20 protein-coding genes are annotated in these 17,919 nt (G+C 69.1%); 15 read left to right on the top strand and 5 right to left on the bottom strand.

What is annotated here, in order from left to right:
- The first annotated feature begins 20 nt into the window (after positions 1-20).
- On the top strand, positions 21-611 hold the full coding sequence (locus tag QO010_RS22555; protein WP_307352869.1) for a glutathione S-transferase C-terminal domain-containing protein: 591 nt from the start codon (positions 21-23) through the stop codon (positions 609-611).
- A 21-nt stretch (positions 612-632) separates the two neighbouring features.
- Here the strand turns inward: QO010_RS22555 and QO010_RS22550 are convergent, their stop codons facing one another.
- Positions 633-4,067 carry an AAA family ATPase gene (locus QO010_RS22550; protein ID WP_307352868.1) on the bottom strand — a complete coding sequence of 1,145 codons (3,435 nt, stop codon included), beginning with the start codon at positions 4,065-4,067 and terminating at the stop codon, positions 633-635.
- A 108-nt stretch (positions 4,068-4,175) separates the two neighbouring features.
- Between QO010_RS22550 and QO010_RS22545 the strand changes: the two genes are divergently transcribed.
- From QO010_RS22545 to QO010_RS22520, 6 genes are all read left to right on the top strand, one after another.
- Positions 4,176-4,838 (top strand): peroxiredoxin, encoded by a 663-nt coding sequence (locus QO010_RS22545; RefSeq protein WP_307352867.1) that lies wholly within the window; start codon positions 4,176-4,178, stop codon positions 4,836-4,838.
- Positions 4,839-4,870: 32 nt separating this feature from the next.
- A complete protein-coding gene (locus QO010_RS22540; RefSeq protein ID WP_307352866.1) occupies positions 4,871-5,899 on the top strand; it encodes an MBL fold metallo-hydrolase in 1,029 nt (342 codons plus the stop codon).
- Between the two features lie 48 nt (positions 5,900-5,947).
- Complete coding sequence (gene dusA, locus QO010_RS22535) at positions 5,948-6,934, top strand: tRNA dihydrouridine(20/20a) synthase DusA (RefSeq protein WP_307352865.1); 987 nt, start codon at positions 5,948-5,950, stop codon at positions 6,932-6,934.
- A gap of 16 nt (positions 6,935-6,950) precedes the next feature.
- The gene (locus QO010_RS22530) at positions 6,951-7,190 is read left to right on the top strand and encodes a DUF2188 domain-containing protein (RefSeq protein ID WP_307352864.1); all 240 of its coding nucleotides are present in this window, start codon (positions 6,951-6,953) and stop codon (positions 7,188-7,190) included.
- Between the two features lie 19 nt (positions 7,191-7,209).
- On the top strand, positions 7,210-7,815 hold the full coding sequence (locus QO010_RS22525) for a TetR/AcrR family transcriptional regulator (RefSeq protein WP_307352863.1): 606 nt from the start codon (positions 7,210-7,212) through the stop codon (positions 7,813-7,815).
- A 117-nt stretch (positions 7,816-7,932) separates the two neighbouring features.
- Positions 7,933-8,385 (top strand): MAPEG family protein, encoded by a 453-nt coding sequence (locus QO010_RS22520; protein WP_307352861.1) that lies wholly within the window; start codon positions 7,933-7,935, stop codon positions 8,383-8,385.
- 1 nt (position 8,386) lies between these two features.
- Here the strand turns inward: QO010_RS22520 and QO010_RS22515 are convergent, their stop codons facing one another.
- From QO010_RS22515 to QO010_RS22500, 4 genes are all read right to left on the bottom strand, one after another.
- Positions 8,387-9,772 carry a CoA transferase gene (locus QO010_RS22515; protein ID WP_307352860.1) on the bottom strand — a complete coding sequence of 462 codons (1,386 nt, stop codon included), beginning with the start codon at positions 9,770-9,772 and terminating at the stop codon, positions 8,387-8,389.
- A 32-nt stretch (positions 9,773-9,804) separates the two neighbouring features.
- Complete coding sequence (locus tag QO010_RS22510; RefSeq protein ID WP_307352859.1) at positions 9,805-10,305, bottom strand: TIGR02281 family clan AA aspartic protease; 501 nt, start codon at positions 10,303-10,305, stop codon at positions 9,805-9,807.
- Between the two features lie 94 nt (positions 10,306-10,399).
- The gene (locus QO010_RS22505; RefSeq protein ID WP_307352858.1) at positions 10,400-10,936 is read right to left on the bottom strand and encodes a HupE/UreJ family protein; all 537 of its coding nucleotides are present in this window, start codon (positions 10,934-10,936) and stop codon (positions 10,400-10,402) included.
- A 93-nt stretch (positions 10,937-11,029) separates the two neighbouring features.
- Positions 11,030-11,236, bottom strand: a complete 207-nt coding sequence (locus tag QO010_RS22500; RefSeq protein WP_307352856.1) for a DUF1289 domain-containing protein — start codon at positions 11,234-11,236, stop codon at positions 11,030-11,032.
- A 202-nt stretch (positions 11,237-11,438) separates the two neighbouring features.
- Between QO010_RS22500 and QO010_RS22495 the strand changes: the two genes are divergently transcribed.
- From QO010_RS22495 to QO010_RS22465, 8 genes are all read left to right on the top strand, one after another.
- Positions 11,439-11,768 (top strand): hypothetical protein, encoded by a 330-nt coding sequence (locus tag QO010_RS22495; RefSeq protein ID WP_307352855.1) that lies wholly within the window; start codon positions 11,439-11,441, stop codon positions 11,766-11,768.
- A 198-nt stretch (positions 11,769-11,966) separates the two neighbouring features.
- Entirely contained in the window at positions 11,967-13,181 is a 1,215-nt protein-coding gene (locus QO010_RS22490) for an acyl-CoA dehydrogenase family protein (protein WP_307352854.1), read from the top strand.
- A gap of 41 nt (positions 13,182-13,222) precedes the next feature.
- Positions 13,223-14,368 carry an acyl-CoA dehydrogenase family protein gene (locus tag QO010_RS22485; protein ID WP_307352853.1) on the top strand — a complete coding sequence of 382 codons (1,146 nt, stop codon included), beginning with the start codon at positions 13,223-13,225 and terminating at the stop codon, positions 14,366-14,368.
- Positions 14,369-14,631: 263 nt separating this feature from the next.
- On the top strand, positions 14,632-14,748 hold the full coding sequence (locus QO010_RS24040) for a hypothetical protein (protein WP_370873846.1): 117 nt from the start codon (positions 14,632-14,634) through the stop codon (positions 14,746-14,748).
- 72 nt (positions 14,749-14,820) lie between these two features.
- Positions 14,821-15,618 (top strand): crotonase/enoyl-CoA hydratase family protein, encoded by a 798-nt coding sequence (locus QO010_RS22480; protein WP_307352852.1) that lies wholly within the window; start codon positions 14,821-14,823, stop codon positions 15,616-15,618.
- Between the two features lies 1 nt (position 15,619).
- Positions 15,620-16,216 carry a DUF3052 domain-containing protein gene (locus QO010_RS22475; RefSeq protein ID WP_307352851.1) on the top strand — a complete coding sequence of 199 codons (597 nt, stop codon included), beginning with the start codon at positions 15,620-15,622 and terminating at the stop codon, positions 16,214-16,216.
- The gene (locus QO010_RS22470) at positions 16,213-17,106 is read left to right on the top strand and encodes a DMT family transporter (protein ID WP_307352850.1); all 894 of its coding nucleotides are present in this window, start codon (positions 16,213-16,215) and stop codon (positions 17,104-17,106) included. Before QO010_RS22475 ends, QO010_RS22470 begins: the two co-directional genes overlap by 4 nt.
- A complete protein-coding gene (locus tag QO010_RS22465) occupies positions 17,103-17,828 on the top strand; it encodes an N-acetylmuramoyl-L-alanine amidase (protein ID WP_307352849.1) in 726 nt (241 codons plus the stop codon). The genes QO010_RS22470 and QO010_RS22465 overlap by 4 nt, the downstream gene beginning before the upstream one ends.
- Positions 17,829-17,919: the final 91 nt, after the last annotated feature.

The raw sequence follows: 17,919 nt of genomic DNA, 5'->3' as shown, positions 1-17,919 counted from the left end.
GGGCGGATGGTTCTGACGGCATGAAACTTTACCTCTCTCCAGGCGCCTGCAGCCTGGCTGACCATATCGCCCTGCACGAAGCCGGCCTGGATTTCGAACGGGTCACCGTCGACCTCAAGACCAAGACGACGGGGGACGGGCAGGACTTCACCCGGATCAACCCCAAGGGCTATGTGCCGGCCCTGCAGTTCGACGACGGCGAGGTGCTGACCGAGAACATCGCCATCCTCAGCTGGATCGCCGACCGCTCGGACCTGGGCGGCCCCGGCGGCGACCTCTCGCGGGCCAGGCTGCTGGAGGCCCTGGCCTTCATCTCGACCGAAATCCACAAACAGTTCAAACCCTTCTTCTCGGGCGGCTCGGACGAGGCCAAGGCCGGCGCTAGGCAGACGATCGAGAAACGGCTGGGCTTCCTCGCCGACGGCCTGACGGGCGACTACCTGTTCGGCGACAAGGTCAGCGTCGCCGACGCCTATCTCTTCGTCATGCTGATGTGGGCGGGCAGGACCGGCGTCGGCGTTCCCGGCCCCCTGGCGGCCTTCGCCGAGCGCATGAAGCAGCGTCCGGCCGTGCGGCTGGCCCTGGAGCACGAGGGGCTGGCCGGAGGCTAGCCTTGCCTGGCGGGTGGGGCGCTAGGCGGTCGGCCGGGCGGTGGCGCCAATGCCATCCAGCAGCGCCCTGGCCTGCGCCAGGTCGGGCGCGCCAAAGCCCTCGGTGAGCCCGCCATAGACCGGCCCTAACAGTTCGCCGGCTTCGGCGTGGTCGCCCCGGTCGCAATAAAGCCGCGCCAGGCTCACGGCGGCGCGCAGTTCCCAGAGCCTGGCCCCTTGGCTGCCGGCCAGGTCGATGGCCTGGCGGTATTGCTCGGCCGCAGCCTCGGCCTGCCCCAGCCGCAAAAGAAGCTGTCCCTTCCGCCGATACAGCTCGGCCGCGAACCAGCGCTCCCCGGTCCGGGCGACGATCTGCATGGCCTCGTCCAGCAAGACGGCGGCGTCCTCGACCTCGCCGGCCGCCTCATGTCCCGCAGCCAGCAGGGCGATGAAATGCGGCAGCCACATCACCGCCCCGGTGGCCCGGTAGGCGGCCAGCCCGCCCTGCAGCAACGCGATCCCGCCGGCCACATCGCCCGCCTGCACCTTGGCGCGACCCTGATAGATGGCGGCCCAGGCCTGGTAGAAGGGCAGGCCCTGCTCGCTCGCCACGACCGCCAGCTCGCTCGCGCGCAGGTCCAGGGCTTCGCCGTCCTCGGCGAGCGAGGCCTGCAGCGCGCCGATCGCCAGACCGACGGCCAGGGAGGTCGGATGGGCCAGCCGCCGGGCCTCGGCGATGGCCGCGAGGCTCCGCGCGTTCGCCTGGTCCGGAAAGCCCAGGCAGAACAGCCCCAGCCCCAGGAAGGCCTGGGTCATCAAGGGGTGGGAGCCCGCCTGCTGGACCAGGGTGGCGTGGGCAAGGGGGTCATACAGCGCCTGCAGCGCTTCCAGATGCATCCGCGACCCGGCGAAGTTCCCCGCCAGCAACAGGCTCTGCCCGGCGACGCTGTGACCCATCACCAGCCCGGCTGAATCGCCGCGTTCGCCGCTCAGCCTCAGCAGGTCCTCGCCGACCCGCCGCGCCAGGTCGAGTTCGCCGCGATAGACGTGGTACATCGACTGCCCATAGGGCACGTGACGGAACTCCGGCGGGGACCCCAGCTGTTCCCACAGTTCCTGCGTGCGGGCATAGGCCCGGCCGGTTTCCGGCGCCGCCTGGCCCTGGATGAACCGCAGCAGCGCGGCCAGGGCGCTGCGGAACTCCAGCTCCTGTCGGGCGCGCTCGAGGCTTTCCGGCGTCAGCGCCAGCTGGTCCAGCGCTTTTTGGAACTGGGCCGCCGCCTCGGCCAGCGCCGATCGCGCGGCGGACCGCCAGCCGGCCCGGCCCCAGGCCTCGGCGGATTTTTGCGCCAGCCCTGCCTCGGCGCAGTGATGAGCCAGCAGCTCGGGCTGGGTCTCGATCAACTCCGGGGACCGCGTCTCGAGCGCCTGGACGATCGCCGCGTGCAGCTGCTGGCGGTCGGCCCGCACCAGGCTGCCATAGGCCACGTCCTGCACCAGGGCGTGCTTGAAGCTGTAGACCGACTCCGGCGGCATGCCGCGCTGGAAGGCCAGCTCCGAGGCGACCAGCTGGGCCAGGGCGCTCTGCAGCTGGTCCTCGGGAAGTCGGCAGACCGCGCGCAGCAGGCCGTAGGAAAACTCGCGTCCGATCGCCGCCCCCGCCTGCGCCACCCGCCGCATCGAGGCCGGACGGTCGAGCCGGGCCAGGAGCAGGGCGTAGAGGCTGGTCGGGATGGCGAACGCCGGCGCTGTCCCATCGAGGACGAAGCGGTCCGTCTCGGCCCGTAGCAGGCCGCTCTCCAGCACGCTCTTGGTCAGTTCCTCGACGAACAGCGGCACGCCGTCGGTGCGGTCGGCGATCTGGTCCAGCACGGCGGCCGGCAGCGCCTTGCCGGCGACCTGGGCCACCAGCGAGATCCGCTCGCGGCGATCCAGGCGGCTCAGGGCCAGCGCCGTGACGTGCGGCTGGCCGGTCCAGGGCGGTTTGAACTCGGGACGAAAGGTGACGATCAGCAGCACCGGCAGGCCGCGCACGCGCTCGACGGCCAGATCGAGCAGGTCTCGCGAGGTCGCATCGATCCAATGGGCGTCTTCGAAGATCATCACCACCGGCTGGCGGCGCGCCAGGCCTTCGATCTGCCGGAGCAGAGCCTCCAGCGTCCGCTCCATCGTCCGGCGGGCGTTCTGGTTCGCCAGGGGCGGGGGGTCCGGCGCCGGCAGGGCCAGCAGATCGCTGAGGAGCGCCACATCCTCGTCGGGCAGGGCGGCCTCGGCCAGCAGCGCCGCCAGCCTCTCCCGCCGGGCCGGCGCCAGGTCGTCGGGCGTGAACCCGCAGGCCCGCTCCAGCTGGTCAACGAAGGGAAACAGCGCGCTGTCCTGGTGGTGGGGCGAGCAGAAATAGCCGAGCCGCCGGTGGGGTTGGCCCTGCAGGCGGTCCGCCATCTCCGCGGCGAGGCGGGACTTGCCCAGGCCCGGTTCACCGGACATCAGCACGACCTGGCCCTCGCCGGCGGCGGCGCGCGCCCAGCGGCGCAGCAGCAGGTCGATCTCCTCATCGCGGCCGACCAGCCGGCTCGCCACCGCGCCCCGCAGGGCCTCGAACCGGCTGGCGACCCGTCCCTCGCCCAGCACCTGCCAGACGCGCAGCGGCCCGGCGCGGCCCGCCGAGGCGATGGAGCCGAAATCGCGGCAGTCGAACAGGTCGCCGATCAGGCCGCGCGTGGCCGGCTCGATGGCGACGTTGCCCGGCTGGGCCGACAGCCGCAACTGGACGGCCAGGTCTGGCGCATCGCCGACGATCTCGCGGTCGCCGATGATGGCCACGCCGGTGGCGATACCGGCCCGGCAGCGCATCGGCGCGTCAGGCTTGAGGGCGCCGACCGCGGCCCGAAGGCCGATCCCTGCCCGGACCGCCTGTTCGGCGTCGTGTTCGCCGGCGGCCGGATAGCCGAACAGGACCAGCGCGGTGGCGCCGAGCTGGCCGAGGACATGGCCGCCGTAGCGATCGGCCATCTGCGTCACACAGCGTTGAAACGCGGCGTGGGCCTCGCGCAGGTCTTCGAGGTCGTCGACCGCTTCCGGCCGGCCGACAAGTTCGCACGACATCGCGGTGATCTGGCGCCGTTCGGCCATGGGCGGTGGCGCGTCGACGGGGGTTTCCGGGGGCGTGGCGGCGACAGGCCCGACATAGCGATAGCCGCGGCGGGGCATGGTCTCGATCCACCGCTCGCCGCCGGGAACCTCGCCGAGCGCCTTGCGCAGGGCGGCGATCTGGACCGTGAGATTGCTGTCCTCGACGGTCTGGCCCGGCCAGGCCGCCTCGATCAGCGCGTCCTTGGAGACCGGGGCGCCGGGGCGTTCGACCAGCGCCCGCAACAGGGCCACCGCCCGCCGGCCGAGCGCTACGGGCTCGTCGCCGCGGAACAACAGGTCCCCCTGCTCGTCCAGATGAAAGGATCCCAGCGCCTGATCGGGCATGACCGCAGCTGTAGCCACTTCCCGCAGTTTTCGGAACTTTTTCCGGTTCCTTTCAGGACACCGGATCGGCAGGGGCGCATCAGGGGGCAACTCAACAGGAGAAACGCCATGTCTTTGCGGATCAATTCCGAGGCCCCCAACTTCGTCGCCAACACCACCCAGGGCGAAATCGATTTTCACGCCTGGATGGGGGACAGCTGGGCCATCCTGTTCTCGCACCCCAAGGACTTCACCCCGGTCTGCACCACGGAGCTGGGCTACATGGCCCGGCTGAAGCCCGAGTTCGACCGGCGCAACACCAAGATCATCGGCCTCAGCGTCGACCCGGTGATCAATCACGCCAAATGGGTCCAGGACATCGAGGAAACCCAGGGCCACGCGGTCAACTACCCGATGATCGGCGACACCGAGCTCAAAGTGGCGATGGCCTACGACATGCTGCCCGAGGGCGCCGGCGACAGCTGTGACGGCCGCACCGCCGCCGACAACGCCACGGTCCGTTCGGTCTTCGTCATCGGGCCGGACAAGAAGATCAAGGCGATGCTGACCTACCCGATGAGCACCGGCCGCAACTTCGACGAGGTCCAGCGCCTGCTCGACTCCTGCCAGCTGACGGCCAAGCACACGGTGGCGACGCCGGTGAACTGGCGCCCTGGCCAGGACGTCATCATCCCGCCCTCGGTTTCCGACGAACAGGCCCGCGAGAAGTTCCCGGCCGGATGGAAGACCGTGAAGCCCTATCTGCGGGTGGTGGCCCAGCCGCAGGCCTGACAGAGTCCGGGGTAGGGCAGGGGAGTGGGGCGATGGTCTTCGAACAGTTCGCGACAGGCGGTTGCCAGTCCTATCTGGTGGGCTGCGAAACCAGCCGGGCGGCGGTGCTCATCGATCCGGAGCTCAGCGCGATCGACCGCTACCTGGGCCTGGCGGCCCAGCAGGGGGTGCAGATCCGCTATGTCATCGACACCCACACCCATGCCGACCACTTCTCGGCCGGCCGCGAACTGGGCAAGGCGCTGTCGGCGCCGCTGGTCATGCACCGGTCCAGCCCCGCGCCCCACGCCGACATGCGGCTGGACGACGGCGACATGCTGATCGTGGGGCAGCTGCGGCTCAAGGCCCTGCACACGCCGGGGCACACCCAGGACTCCATGTGCCTGGTCATGGAGGACCGGGTGTTCACCGGCGACACCCTGCTGATCGGCGGCACCGGGCGGACCGACCTGCCGACCGGCGATCCCCACGCGCTGTATGAGAGCCTGTTCGACAAGGTTCTGAAGCTGCCGCCCCAGACCCTGGTCTATCCGGCCCACGAGTACAAAGGCCGGTCCCACTCCACCATCGGCGCCGAGATGGCCGACAATCCGCGCCTGCAGAAGACCGACCGCGCCGCCTTCGTCGAGATGATGCAGCAGCTCAATCTGGCCGCGCCCACCCATCTCACCGAGGCGCTGCGCACCAACATGACCGGCGGCAAGTCCGTGGCCCAGCTGCTGGCCGAGGCGGCCGCCAAGACCCCCTTCATGTCCCTGGCCGAGCTCAATGAGCGGATCGGCGGCAACAGCCGCGACATGGTGATCCTGGATATCCGCGAGCGGGAGGCGTTCGAGGCCGGGCATATCGCCGGCGCCCGGCACCTGCCCCGGGGCCAGCTGGAACTGCGGGTCAATACCGAATTCCCCGACCCCACGGTGCGGATCGTCACCTGCTGCGAACTGGGCAAGATCTCGACCCTGGCGGCGGCGACCCTGCGCGAACTGGGCTTCCGCCGCGCCGTGGCCCTGGACGGCGGCATGCAGTCGTGGCGCGAGGCGGGCTATCCGCTGGAGATGTAGGGGCGTCCCTGGCTGGCCCAGCCGGCGGTTTGCCCCTATCTAGCCGCCATGCGCCCCCATCGCCTCTCCGTGGCCCCGATGATGGACTGGACGGACCGGCATTGCCGGGTCCTGCACCGGTCGCTGTCGGCGCGCGCGCTGCTCTATACCGAGATGGTGACCACCGGGGCGGTGCTGCATGGCGACCGCGAGCGGCTACTGGGGTTCGATCCGGTCGAGCATCCGGTGGCGCTGCAACTGGGCGGGTCCGATCCCCGCGAGCTGGCCGCGTCGGCCCGGATCGGCGAGGACCTGGGCTATGACGAGATCAACCTCAATGTCGGCTGCCCCTCGGACCGGGTGCAGTCGGGGCGGTTCGGGGCCTGCCTGATGCGCGAGCCGGAACTGGTCGCCGACTGCATGGCGGCCATCCGGGGCGAGGTGAAGGTCGATGTGACGGTGAAGTGCCGGATCGGCGTCGATGACCAGGACCCGCAGGAGAGCCTCTGGCGGCTGGTCGAGCTTTGCGAGAAGGCTGGAGTGACGACCTTCATCGTCCATGCCCGCAAGGCCTGGCTCAAGGGCCTTTCGCCGAAAGAGAACCGCGATGTGCCGCCGCTCGATTACGACCTGGTGGCGCGGCTGAAGCGTGAGAAGCCGCATCTGACCATCGTGCTGAACGGCGGGGTGCCGGATCTGGAGGCCGCCGTCGGCTATCTGGATGCGTTCGACGGGGTGATGCTGGGCCGGGCGGCGTATCACGAGCCGGCGCAGCTGGGCCGGGTCGACCGCCTGGTGTTCGGCGGAACTCAGGCAGATATCGACCCGTTCGAGGCGGTGGCCCGCTACCGGCCCTATATGTCCCAGCAGCTGGCGCGCGGCGTCCACCTGCCGGCCATGAGCCGCCACATGCTGGGCCTGTTCCACGGCCGGCCCGGGGCGCGGGCGTGGCGGCGCATCCTGACCGTCGAGGGCTGCAAGCCTGGTGCGGGACTGGAAGTGCTGGACGCGGCCCTGGCGGCGGTGACTATGGAGCGAATACCGGTTCCGGCCTGAGACGAGGAGAAGCGAGATGGCGCATCTGGTCTATGAGATCGTCGAGCATGACGGCGGCTGGGCCTACCGGGTCGACGGCTCCTATTCCGAGACCTTCCGATCGCGCGACGCGGCGGTGGCGGCGGCCAAGCGGGCGGCCGGCGGGCAGCGGGTCGGCGGCGAGGACGAGGGCATCTCCTACGAGGATTCCCAGGGCCACTGGCATTTCGAAGTCTCGGACGGCGGCGACCGGCCCTCGACCGAGGTAAAGTCCTAGACCGAGGCGGTCCGGGGGCATGAAGCCGGCGCGGCGGACCCAGGCTGAACGCTCCGAGGCGACGCGCCTGGCGCTGGTCGACGCGGGCCGCGAACTCTTCGCCGGCCGCGGCTATGGCCATGTCGGGGCCGACGAGATCGCCCGGGCGGCCGGCGTGACCCGCGGCGCCCTCTATCATCACTTCAAGGACAAGACCGAGCTGTTCCAGGCGGTCTACGAGGCCGTGGAGACCGAGGTGATCGAGGCCATCGCCGAAGGGATCGCGGCGGCGCCCGACGCCGATCCCATAGCCCGGATGCGGCTGGGGACGCGTCTCTGGCTGGAAGCCTGCGGCGATCCGGCGGTGCGCCAGGTCGCCCTGGTCGACGCCCCCGCGGTGCTGGGCGTCACGCGCTGGCGGGAGATCAGCACCCGCTATGGCCTGGGTCTGACCGAGGGGATGCTTACCCAGGCCCTGGAGAGCGGCCTGATCGCCAGCCAGCCGATCCGCCCCCTGGCCCATGTGCTGCTGGGCGCGTTGCGGGAGGCCTCGCTCTATCTGGCGGGGGCGGACGACACCGAGCACGCTCGTGAGGAGGTCACCGGTGTGATGGACCGGCTGATCCTCTCCCTGCGCACAGCCTAGGGCCTCTAGGTCAAAGGGCAGGCAGAATTGATAAACATACAAACTGTATGTATGTAATGAGTCGCTCACGGTCCGGCGATTGGCGCGGTCGTGACACCACCTAGCGGGGAGGGCTCAATGCACCTGGATTCTTCGGCCATCTGGATTCTGCGCGCCGTCTGTGGCGGGGGCGTGCTGTCGCTGGTGATGATGGTCTGGATGACCGCCGTGCGGCTGCCGGCAATGCGCAAGGCCGGGCTCACCTATCAGGACGCCGCCCATACCGAGGATTTCCGGCCCAGGCTGCCCTCGCCGGTGCGCAGGGTGGCGGACAACTACAACCACCTGTTCGAGGCGCCGACCGTCTTCTATACGGTCGCCATCGTCATTGTGGTCGCGGGTCTGGCCGACCCGGCCTATGCCATCGCGGCCTGGATCTATCTGGGCCTGCGCGTCTGCCATTCCCTGGTCCAGGCGACCATCGACCGGGTGACGATCCGGGCCAACCTCTACGCCCTGTCCTGGCTGGTGCTGGGGTTGATGATCCTCCGGGCGACATTCGATCTGTCGGGCGGTCGTCTGCCGGGCTGACTCAAACCCAGGCCGGCGGATCGCTGCCCAGCGGCCGGGTGGGTTCGGTCCAACGGGCGGGGGTCGCCGACAACCGGACCGGCGGGCGCAGGAAGCTGACCGGCCCGAACCCGCCGTCCTCGTGGAGGCTGTAGCCCGCTAGTTCCTCGGCGCTGAACGGCTGGACGGCCGCCAGCCGCTCCGGCCCGGCGATCCCCAGTTCGCGCACCCAGCGGGCGGTCTGGACCAGCGAGACCCGCACCCGCCAGCTGCCGCCTTCGACGGCCCGACGGCGCAGGGCGATCATGGCGCCCAGGGCCGCGAGATAGCCGGTGGTGTAGTCGTTGACCGCCGCCGGCTGGATGGTCGGTCCCGCCTCGCCGCCATGGACATGGGCCATGCCGGTCACCGTCTGGGCCAGCTGCTCCCAGCCTGGCCGGCCCGCCCATGGGCCTTCGTGGCCATAGCAGTTGATCGAGACATGGATCAGACCGGGCCGTCTGGCCGCCAGGGCTTCCGGCGACAGACCCAGCCGGTCGAGGCCGCCCAGGCGATAGCCCTGCGAGAAGATGTCGGCGTCATCTAGCAGCGCCAGCAGGCGGCCGTGATCGGCCTCGGTCTTCAGGTCGAGGAAGGCCGAGCGCTTGCCATGGCCGGTGTCCGACACGAAGGGCGGGATTGAGGGCAGATTGGGCGAGGTGATGTGCAGCACCTCGGCGCCATGCTGCGCCAGCGCGCGGGCGCAGGCCGGGCCGGCCAGGACGCGGGTCAGGTCCAGCACCTTGACGCCGGAGAGGGGGCTGTCGCCGCTGGCGGGAAGCGGTTTTGGCGGGGCGTCGCCGATGCGGACCACCTCGACCAGCGGCAGGCGGGCCATGGCCTGGCCCTGCTCGCTGGCGTCCCATTCCTGCGGCGTGCGGGCCATCGCGCCGCAGACGCCCGCCTCGGCAATCGCGTCCTCGAGGGCCTGGGCCTCCCAGCCGGCGACAGTGGCGGTCACCGCCTCGCGGCTGTTCTCGCAACCCAACAGCTGCAGCATGGCCCGCGAACTTTCCGGGAAGCTGGGGTGGAGGTAGACCCAGCGGCCGTCCCCACTCCTGAAGAAGCCGTCAGCGGCGGTGACCGGCGGGTCGCGGACGGCGGCCCGCGCCGGGTCCTCGAAGCGCTGGAACATGAAGCTGATCAGGCTGGCGGCCGCCTCGCGGGCGGCCACCTCGACCGTTTGGGTCTGGCCGGTGCGCATCCTCCACAGATCCGCCGCCTCGGCCGCGGTGGCGGCGATGACGGCGGCGGCAGCCTCGTCGGCCTGGAAGCGGGTGGCCAGGGCTGGCGGCTGCCTGGCGATGGTCACGCCGTCATAGCGCTCGCGCCCGGCGAGGGCGGCCAGCTGGGTAAGGGGATCGGTCATGCCGCAAGCCAAGCACGCGGCATGAGGGGCGTCTAGGGATGCAGGATCAGCGAGGTCGGGGTCGCTTCGAACCGCTGCAGGCGGCCCAGGTACGACATGCCCAGCAGCGAGGTCTGCAGGCCCTTCTGCACCACCAGGGCGTCGACATTGGCGATCTTCGCCCCGGCGATGGAGACGCTGGCCAGCTTGATCGAGGCGGCCTTGGTGCGGCCGTCGGCGGTGATGACGTCGTAGCTGTAGTCGAGATGGGCGACATCGACGCCCAGGCGCTTGGCGTCGTCGGCGGTCAGCGAGACGATGGTGGCGCCGGTGTCGACCAGGAAGCGCACGGCCTTGCCGTCCACATTGGCCTCGGCCCAGAAATGGCCGTCGCGGCTCTTGGTGATCGAGGCGGGAGCGGAGGCTGTCGCGGGGGCGCCCGACAGCTGCACGGAGGCGCGCAGCGGCGAGGCGGGCTCGAGCGCGGCGACAGCGCGCGCGGCGCCGACCGCCGAGAGCGCTCCCACCAGCGCGATAGCCGCGAACTTCATCATCTCAAAAGACCCCGCCGTTTTGGCTGCCGGAACCGGTTCACCGGTCAATTCGAGGGGCAGGATAACGGCCATGGGTTTGCAACGGATGAATCCGCTAGCGGCTCCGCTGCATGGCGCGACGACGACTGAGCAGCAGCCCGGCGGTCAGGCCCAGGCCGTGCAGCAGAGCGGTGGCCAGGATGAAGCCGCCGGCGAAGGCCAGGCCCGAGGCGGACGACGGGGCTTCCGCGCCGTGGGCCAGGCCGTGCAAGAGCGCGAAGGCTCCAATCATGCAGGCCATCGCCGGGAGCGGCGGGGTCCAGCGCAGAATCAGGGCTGTCAACATCACCACGAGCGAGAGGCCGATCATCGCCTCGGTGATCGGGGCCGTGACGCCGGCCATGTCCAGAGCGCCGCCGATGGTCATCAGGGTCAGGAAGCTGGCCGGCAGCAGCCACAGCGCCCGCCCGCCCAGCCGCGCCGCCAGCAGGCCGACCGCGATCATGACGGCGACGTGGTCCAGCCCGCCCAGGGGGTGGCCGAGGCCGGCCGCGAAGCCGCTCTCCTGGCCGTGGCCGGGATGGGCCAGGGCGGCGACGGGCAGGGCGGCGAGCGCGGCGGCCAGGCAGGCTGTGCGGGTCATCCGGATCATGGGCGGCTCCTTCTGCGGGCCATCAGGGACCGGCTGACGCGCCAAGTCCATCGCTGCCGACGGCCAGAGGAAGCGATGCCTAATTCGGCGGCGTCAGCCCCAGCCCAGCTTCTCCGGCCGGATCAGGCTGCGGCGGGCGGGCAGGCCCTCCATGATGCCGGCGCGTTCGTCATCGCTCAGCTTCGCCCAGCCGGCGATCTCCGGCAGGGTCCGCTGGCAGCCCAGGCACAGGCCGCTCTCGCCGTCGACGATACAGACCTTGACGCAGGGCGTGACGATCGGGCGGGGCGGGGCGTCCATGGCCGGCAATGTCGCCATCCCGCCCGGCCGATGCAAGGCGCCCCCGCCTGGATTAACGTCCTGTAATAATGCTAAAGCTTACACACAAAGCTGACACAATATCGAAATCATTAAATACAGTTCATTTCGTGCAATTAATTTGAGAGTCGAGGTGTTCGCAAGCACTCTGTCCCGGCTGGGGTGACCCAAGGGGAGACAAATCATGCGAATTCTGACGACGGCTTTACTGGTTGCGGCCAGCGCCGCGAGTCTGGCGACGGCGGCCTATGCCGAGGCGGCCCGCTTCAACGACGCGCAATTCATCAAGGCCGCCCGTTGCCGCGGTCTGGCTGGCGCGCCCGGCCTGGGTGGCGACAAGGCCGCCTTCGACGCGGTCCTCAAGGCCCAGCGCCAGGGCCGCGAAACCTACACTCGCGACCGGGCCGACGCCGCCCGCTCCGACGCCGAGCATCAGGCCCGCAACGCCAGCGACGCCGAAAAACAGGCCCTGTCGGCCGAGCTCTCCGGCGCCTGCGCGGCCCTGCTGAGCTGATTTTTCCAAACTTCTGAGTTTTCGAGCAACCCAGAGCCAACTTGACGCCCCGTCTCCCCAGGCGGGGCGTTTTCTTTGCGCGCAGGTTTACGTTGACGCGCGCGTCATCTTTTCAAACGCTTGTTTGGCGCCTATGATCGCCGCGACGCCCCCCACCTTCCTAAATGGGGCCCCGCGGGGCCGCGCCCGGAGCCTGCCATGAACCTCGAATTCTCGCCCGAAGACCTCGCCTTCCGTGACGAGGTCCGGACCTTCATTGCCGAGAACTACCCCGAGCAGCTGCGCGGCAAGCAGGACGAGGGCGACGACCTGGGCAAGGACGACTTCCTGGCCTGGCACAAGGTGCTGGCCAAGAAGGGCTGGGTCGCGCCGTCCTGGCCGAAGGAGTGGGGCGGCACCAGCTGGACCCCCACCCAGAAGTATATCTGGTCGGAAGAACTGGCCCGGGCCGACGCCATCGCGGTGCTGCCGTTCGGCATCAACATGGTCAGCCCGGTGATCTACACCTTCGGCACCAAGGAGCAGAAAGAGAAGTTCCTGCCGGCCACCTACAATGGCGAGATCTGGTGGTGCCAGGGCTACAGCGAGCCGGGCGCCGGCTCGGACCTGGCCAGCCTGAAGACCAAGGCCGAACGCATCACCGGCGACGATGGCAAGGAATACTATATCGTCAACGGCCAGAAGACCTGGACCACCCTGGCGCAATTCGCCGACTGGGGCTTCTTCCTGGTCCGCACCGATCCGACGGCCAAGATCCAGGAGGGCATCTCCTTCCTGCTGATCGACATGAAGACCCCGGGCATCACGGTGCGCCCGATCATCACCATGGACGGCAGCCACGAGGTCAACGAGGTCTGGCTGGAGAACGTCAAGGTCCCGGTCGAGAACCGTGTGTTCGAGGAGAACAAGGGCTGGACCTGCGCCAAGTTCCTGCTGGCCCATGAGCGTTCCGGCATCGCCGGCGTCGCCCGCTCCAAGCGCGGCATCGAGCGCATCCGCGAGATGGCCGGCACGGAATTCAGCGATGACGGCGAAAGCCTGATCAAGGACGCCAGCTTCAAGCGCAAGGTCGCCGAGCTGGAGATCGACCTGACGGCGCTGGAATACACCGAGCTGCGCACCCTGGCCTCCGAGAGCGCCGGCAAGGGGCCGGGGCCGGAATCCTCGCTGCTGAAGATCAAGGGCACCGAAATCCAGCAGCGGATCACCGACCTGGCCCTCGAGGCCGCCGGCCACTACGGCGCGCCCTATTTCCGCGGCTTCCCGGACGACGGCGACAACGCCCATCCGATCGGCCCGGACTACGCCCACCGCACCGCGCCCAACTATTTCAACACCCGCAAGACCTCGATCTATGGCGGGTCGAACGAAATTCAGCGCAATATCATCGCCAAGATGGTGCTGGGCCTCTAGGCCCCACCGGATAAGAACAGTTTCAGGATCAGGGACGCCCGATGGATTTCAACTTCACCGAAGAGCAGTCGATGCTGCGCGACACCGTCGCCAGCTATCTCCAGGACCGCTACGACTTCGACTCCCGCCGCAAGATCATCAGCTCCGACGCGGGCTGGTCCAAGGACGTCTGGTCGGCCTTCGCCAATGAGCTGGGCATCCTGGGCGCCCCCTTCAGCGAGGATCACGGTGGTCTCGGCGGCGGCGCCATCGAGAACATGATCGTCATGGAAGAGTTTGGCAAAGCCCTGGTGGTCGAGCCCTACCTCAGCACCGTCGTCATCGGCGGCGGCTTCCTGAAGCACTCCGGCTATGCCGGCGCGGCCGACCTGATCGGCAGTGTCATCGGCGGCGAGACCGTCATCGCCTTCGCCTACGCCGAGCCCCAGGGCCGCTACAACTGGGCCGATCTGAAGACCACGGCCAAGAAGGACGGCGCAGGCTGGATCCTGAATGGCCACAAGGCAGTCGTCGTCGGCGCCCCGTGGGCCACCCACCTGATCGTCACCGCCCGCACCGCCGGCGGCCAGCGCGACGCCTCAGGCGTCTCGGTGTTCATCGTCGAAAAGGGCGCCAAGGGCGTCACCACCCGCGACTACCCAACCGTCGACGGCCAGCGCGCCTCGGAAGTCTATTTCGAGAACGTCTCGGTCGGCGCCGACGCCCTGATCGGCACGGCCGACGCCGGCCTGCCGCTGGTCAACAAGGTGCTGGACGAGGCCACCGCCGCCGTCTGCGCCGAGGCCGTGGGCGCCATGCGCAAGCTGCACGAGGGCACCCTCGACTACGCCCGCCAGCGCAAGCAGTTCGGCGTGCCGATCGCCAGCTTCCAGGTGCTGCAGCACCGCATGGTCGACATGTTCATGAACGTCGAGCAGTCGGTCTCGATGACCTACATGGCCACCATGAAGGTCGACGAGAGCGACGCCGAGCGCGCCAAGGCCGTTTCGGCCGCCAAGGTGCAGATCGGCAAGGCCTGCAAGTTCGTCGGCCAGAACGCCATCCAGATCCATGGCGGCATGGGCATGACCGACGAACTGGCCATCGGCCACTATTTCAAGCGCGCCACGATGATCGAGGGCCTGTTCGGCTCGGTCGACCATCACCTGCGCCGCTACGAAGGCCTGAGCTTCGACGCCGCGGCCTAGTCGCTGGGCCGTTCGCGGCCAATCCGTACTCGGAAAGCGCCCGTATCCTCGCGATACGGGCGCTTTTCTTTGTTTGTCATGTCGTTTTAAAACAATGGGTTGGGCAATAATCCGTACACAGAATTAGTCCGTATCCGGATTATTTTCTTGCATCGGAATCGCGATCTCGGCAGGCTTGCCAATGACGCGACCACGACTAGGAGGGTGAAAGCCCCTGTAAGCCGAGCGCGTCTCTTTCGGCACACCGGTCAAAGGAGACGCCCATGACCAAAGTTACTCCGATGCAGCACACCATGCTGTCCTTCGCCCTGATGGGCGGCCTGCTGGTCGGCGACCGCCGGCCCAAGCCCGCGCCCAAGCCCAAGCCCTCTCGAAAATAGGGTTTTCCCCGCCTTAGGCATTGATGCGGGGCCGCGCCCTCGTTACCCCGGTGGCGACACCGGGAGACGAAGATGAGCCTGATCCTCACTGAAAAGCGCGGCCACGTGGCCATCCTCACGCTCAACCGGCCGGACACGATGAATCCGCTGGGCGCGCCGGGGGATGGCGACCAGGTGGCGGAGGCCTGCGCGGCGATCAACGCCGACCGCGAGATCCGCTGCGTGGTGCTGACCGGAGCCGGCAAGGCCTTCTCGGCCGGCGGCGACGTCAAGGCCATGAAGGAGCGGTCGGGCGCTTTCGGTGGTGGCGGGGTGGAGCTGCGCGACGGCTACCGCAACAACATCCACCGGGTGGTGCGCTCGATCTATGGCCTGGAGGTTCCCTCCATCGCCGCGGTCAACGGGGCGGCCATTGGCCTGGGCTGCGACGTCGCCTGCATGACCGACATCCGCATCGCTTCGGACAAGGCGCGGTTCGGGGTGACCTTCCTGAAGCTGGGCCTGATCCCCGGGGACGGCGGCGCCTGGCTGCTGCCGCGCACCATCGGCATGAGCCGGGCCTGCGAGCTGCTGTTCACAGGCGATGTCATCGACGCCCCGACCGCCGCCGACTGGGGCCTGGTCTCCAAGGTCGTGCCGCATGAGATCCTGATGGACGAGGCCCTGGCCCTGGCGAACCGTATCGCCCAGCAGCCGCCGCATGCCCTGCGCCTGGCCAAGACCCTGCTCAAGCAGGGCCAGACCACCACCTACGACACCCTGATGGAGATGAGCGCCGCGGCCCAGGCCATCGCCCACCTCACCGAGGACCATATGGAGGGCGTCGACTCCATCCTCGAAAAGCGCCCCGCCGTCTTCAAGGGCGCCTGAGATGGGCAAGGAGGCGCAGGTCCAGGCGCGCCTCCAGGGCGGCGCCGAAGAGGGCCGCCTGCAGTGGGAGTCGCCCAGGCTGATCTTCCGGGGCGCCACGCGCGTGGCGTTCCAGGGCGATGCGCTCAAGGGCTTGAAGGCCGAGGGCGGCGACCTGGTGCTGACGAGCGGCGAGCGCTTCACGCTCGGCGAGCCGCAGGCGGCGCGCTGGGCCGAGGCCATCCTCAATCCGCCCGGCCGGCTGGACAAGCTGGGGGTCAAGCCCGGCCAGAAGGTCGCCATCCTCAACCTCGGCGACCCGGACTTCGAGACCGAGCTCAGCGGCCGCGCCCCGCCGGTCGGCCCGGCGCACCGCGATGATCTGGACATCCTCTTCTACGGCGCCGACAGCCAGGCCGAACTGGACGCCATCCCCGAGCTGATCCCGAAGCTGGCCGAACGCGGCGCCGTGTGGATCGTCTCGCTGAAGGGAAAGGCCGCCAAGCTCAAGGACATCGAGGTCATGGCCGCCGCCAAGGCCCATGGCCTGGTCGACAACAAGGTCTGCGCCCTCTCCGAAACCCGCACCGCCCTGCGCTTCACCCGACGCAAGCCGTGAAGCTTCGCGACTTCCTGATCCTGCTGTTCATCTGCGTCGTCTGGGCGTCGAACAACATCGTCAGCAAGATCGTCGTCGCCGAATGGCATGTGCCGCCGCTGTTCTACGCCGCCGTGCGCTTCGCCGTTGTCAGCCTCGCGACCCTGCCCTGGCTGCTGCCGGCGCCCAGGCCGCTGTGGCGGATCATCGTCGTGGCCCTGCTGATGGGCGGCGGCAACTTCGCCCTGCTGTTCATCGGCTTCAAGACCGCCAGCCCCTCGGCCGCCTCGGTGGTGGTGCAGCTGGGCATGCCGATGACGACGCTGCTGTCGATGCTGATGCTGGGCGAGAAGGTGCGCTGGCGGCGCGGGATCGGCATGGCCCTGACCTTGATCGGGGCGCTGGTGGTGATGTGGCATCCCGACGGCATGGCGCTCTCGGCCGGCCTCTGGCTGGTCGCCGCCGCCGCCTTCAGCGGCTCGCTGGGGGCGGTGATGATGAAGCAGATGGAGGGCATCCGGCCGCTGCGCTTCCAGGCCTGGGTCGGCTTTTCCTCGCTCTGGCCGCTGGCCCTGGCCAGCGCCGTTTTCGAGCAGGGGCAGGTGGGGGCCGCGATGGCGGTCCCCTGGGGTTTCGTCGGGGCCATCCTGTTCTCGGCCCTGATCGTCTCGGTGATCGGCCACACCTTCTATTACGACCTGATCCAGCGCTACGAGGCGACGCTGATCTCGCCGCTGACCCTGATGACCCCGCTGTTCACCATCGCCATGGGGGTGACCATCACCCATGACGCCTTCGACCTGCGCATGGGAATCGGCGCTTCCCTGGCCCTGCTTGGCGTGCTGATCATCGCGCTCAGACCCAACCACGTCATGCCCCTGCTGACCGCCATCCGGAACCGCGTCCAATGAGCCTGGAAGTCATTCCGGCCCCGTCGCCCAACTTCGACGCCCGCACCGCGCCACCGGACATGCTGGTCCTGCACTATACCGGCATGCAGAGCGGCGAGGCGGCCCTGACCCGGCTGCGCACGCCGGAAGCCAAGGTCTCGGCCCATTATCTGGTCGAGGAGGACGGCCGCGTCTTCAGCCTGGTGGCCGAGGAGCGCCGCGCCTGGCACGCCGGCCGCTCGTTCTGGAAGGGCGAGAGCGGCGTCAATGGCGTCTCCATCGGCGTCGAGATCGTCAATCCGGGCCACGAATTCGGCTATCGGCCATTCCCGGACGCCCAGATCGCCAGCGTCATCGAGCTGGTCGGCGAGATCCGCGGCCGCTGGAGCATCCCCGACAGCCGCATCCTGGGCCACGCCGACGTCGCCCCGGCCCGCAAGGAGGACCCCGGCGAACTCTTCCCCTGGAAGCGCCTGGCCGAGGCGGGCCACGGGCTCTGGGCCGAGCCGCCGCCCGCGCCGGGCGAGCCGCTGAGCGAAGGCGCCACGGGGGTAGGGGTGTTCGCCCTGCAGGCCGGCCTGACCCGCCTGGGCTTCGACATCCCCCCATCCGGCCAGTTCGACCAGGCCACCCGCGAGATCGTCACCGCCTTCCAGCGCCACTGGGTGCAGAACCGCTTCGACGGCGTGGCCGACGGCGAGACCCGGGCGCGCCTCATCGCCCTGCTGCGGATGGCGGACTAGGTCGTATCGACATTCAGCGTAGCCAGATGACGATTGCGGCGAGGTGAGTGAAGGCCAGGAAGTGTATGGCTCGTCGATCGTATCGGGTGGC

Origin of the sequence: Caulobacter ginsengisoli (assembly GCF_030814835.1) — a bacterium.
Classification (GTDB): domain Bacteria; phylum Pseudomonadota; class Alphaproteobacteria; order Caulobacterales; family Caulobacteraceae; genus Caulobacter; species Caulobacter ginsengisoli.
Note: the sequence above shows the minus strand (reverse complement) of the source record. Positions and strands in the feature narration are given on the sequence as shown.

Bases quoted from the DNA above. Each gene is read 5' to 3' on its own strand.
- QO010_RS22540 (WP_307352866.1), top strand. From the start codon at position 4,871: ATGGTCTTCGAACAGTTCGCGACAGGCGGTTGCCAGTCCTATCTGGTG.
- QO010_RS22525 (WP_307352863.1), top strand. From the start codon at position 7,210: ATGAAGCCGGCGCGGCGGACCCAGGCTGAACGCTCCGAGGCGACGCGC.
- QO010_RS22515 (WP_307352860.1), bottom strand. From the start codon at position 9,772: ATGACCGATCCCCTTACCCAGCTGGCCGCCCTCGCCGGGCGCGAGCGC.
- QO010_RS24040 (WP_370873846.1), top strand. From the start codon at position 14,632: ATGACCAAAGTTACTCCGATGCAGCACACCATGCTGTCCTTCGCCCTG.
- QO010_RS22500 (WP_307352856.1), bottom strand. From the start codon at position 11,236: ATGGACGCCCCGCCCCGCCCGATCGTCACGCCCTGCGTCAAGGTCTGT.
- QO010_RS22505 (WP_307352858.1), bottom strand. From the start codon at position 10,936: ATGATCCGGATGACCCGCACAGCCTGCCTGGCCGCCGCGCTCGCCGCC.
- QO010_RS22530 (WP_307352864.1), top strand. From the start codon at position 6,951: ATGGCGCATCTGGTCTATGAGATCGTCGAGCATGACGGCGGCTGGGCC.
- QO010_RS22550 (WP_307352868.1), bottom strand. From the start codon at position 4,067: ATGCCCGATCAGGCGCTGGGATCCTTTCATCTGGACGAGCAGGGGGAC.
- QO010_RS22475 (WP_307352851.1), top strand. From the start codon at position 15,620: ATGGGCAAGGAGGCGCAGGTCCAGGCGCGCCTCCAGGGCGGCGCCGAA.
- QO010_RS22485 (WP_307352853.1), top strand. From the start codon at position 13,223: ATGGATTTCAACTTCACCGAAGAGCAGTCGATGCTGCGCGACACCGTC.
- QO010_RS22465 (WP_307352849.1), top strand. From the start codon at position 17,103: ATGAGCCTGGAAGTCATTCCGGCCCCGTCGCCCAACTTCGACGCCCGC.
- QO010_RS22510 (WP_307352859.1), bottom strand. From the start codon at position 10,305: ATGATGAAGTTCGCGGCTATCGCGCTGGTGGGAGCGCTCTCGGCGGTC.
- QO010_RS22555 (WP_307352869.1), top strand. From the start codon at position 21: ATGAAACTTTACCTCTCTCCAGGCGCCTGCAGCCTGGCTGACCATATC.
- QO010_RS22495 (WP_307352855.1), top strand. From the start codon at position 11,439: ATGCGAATTCTGACGACGGCTTTACTGGTTGCGGCCAGCGCCGCGAGT.
- QO010_RS22545 (WP_307352867.1), top strand. From the start codon at position 4,176: ATGTCTTTGCGGATCAATTCCGAGGCCCCCAACTTCGTCGCCAACACC.
- QO010_RS22490 (WP_307352854.1), top strand. From the start codon at position 11,967: ATGAACCTCGAATTCTCGCCCGAAGACCTCGCCTTCCGTGACGAGGTC.
- dusA (WP_307352865.1), top strand. From the start codon at position 5,948: ATGCGCCCCCATCGCCTCTCCGTGGCCCCGATGATGGACTGGACGGAC.
- QO010_RS22480 (WP_307352852.1), top strand. From the start codon at position 14,821: ATGAGCCTGATCCTCACTGAAAAGCGCGGCCACGTGGCCATCCTCACG.
- QO010_RS22520 (WP_307352861.1), top strand. From the start codon at position 7,933: ATGCACCTGGATTCTTCGGCCATCTGGATTCTGCGCGCCGTCTGTGGC.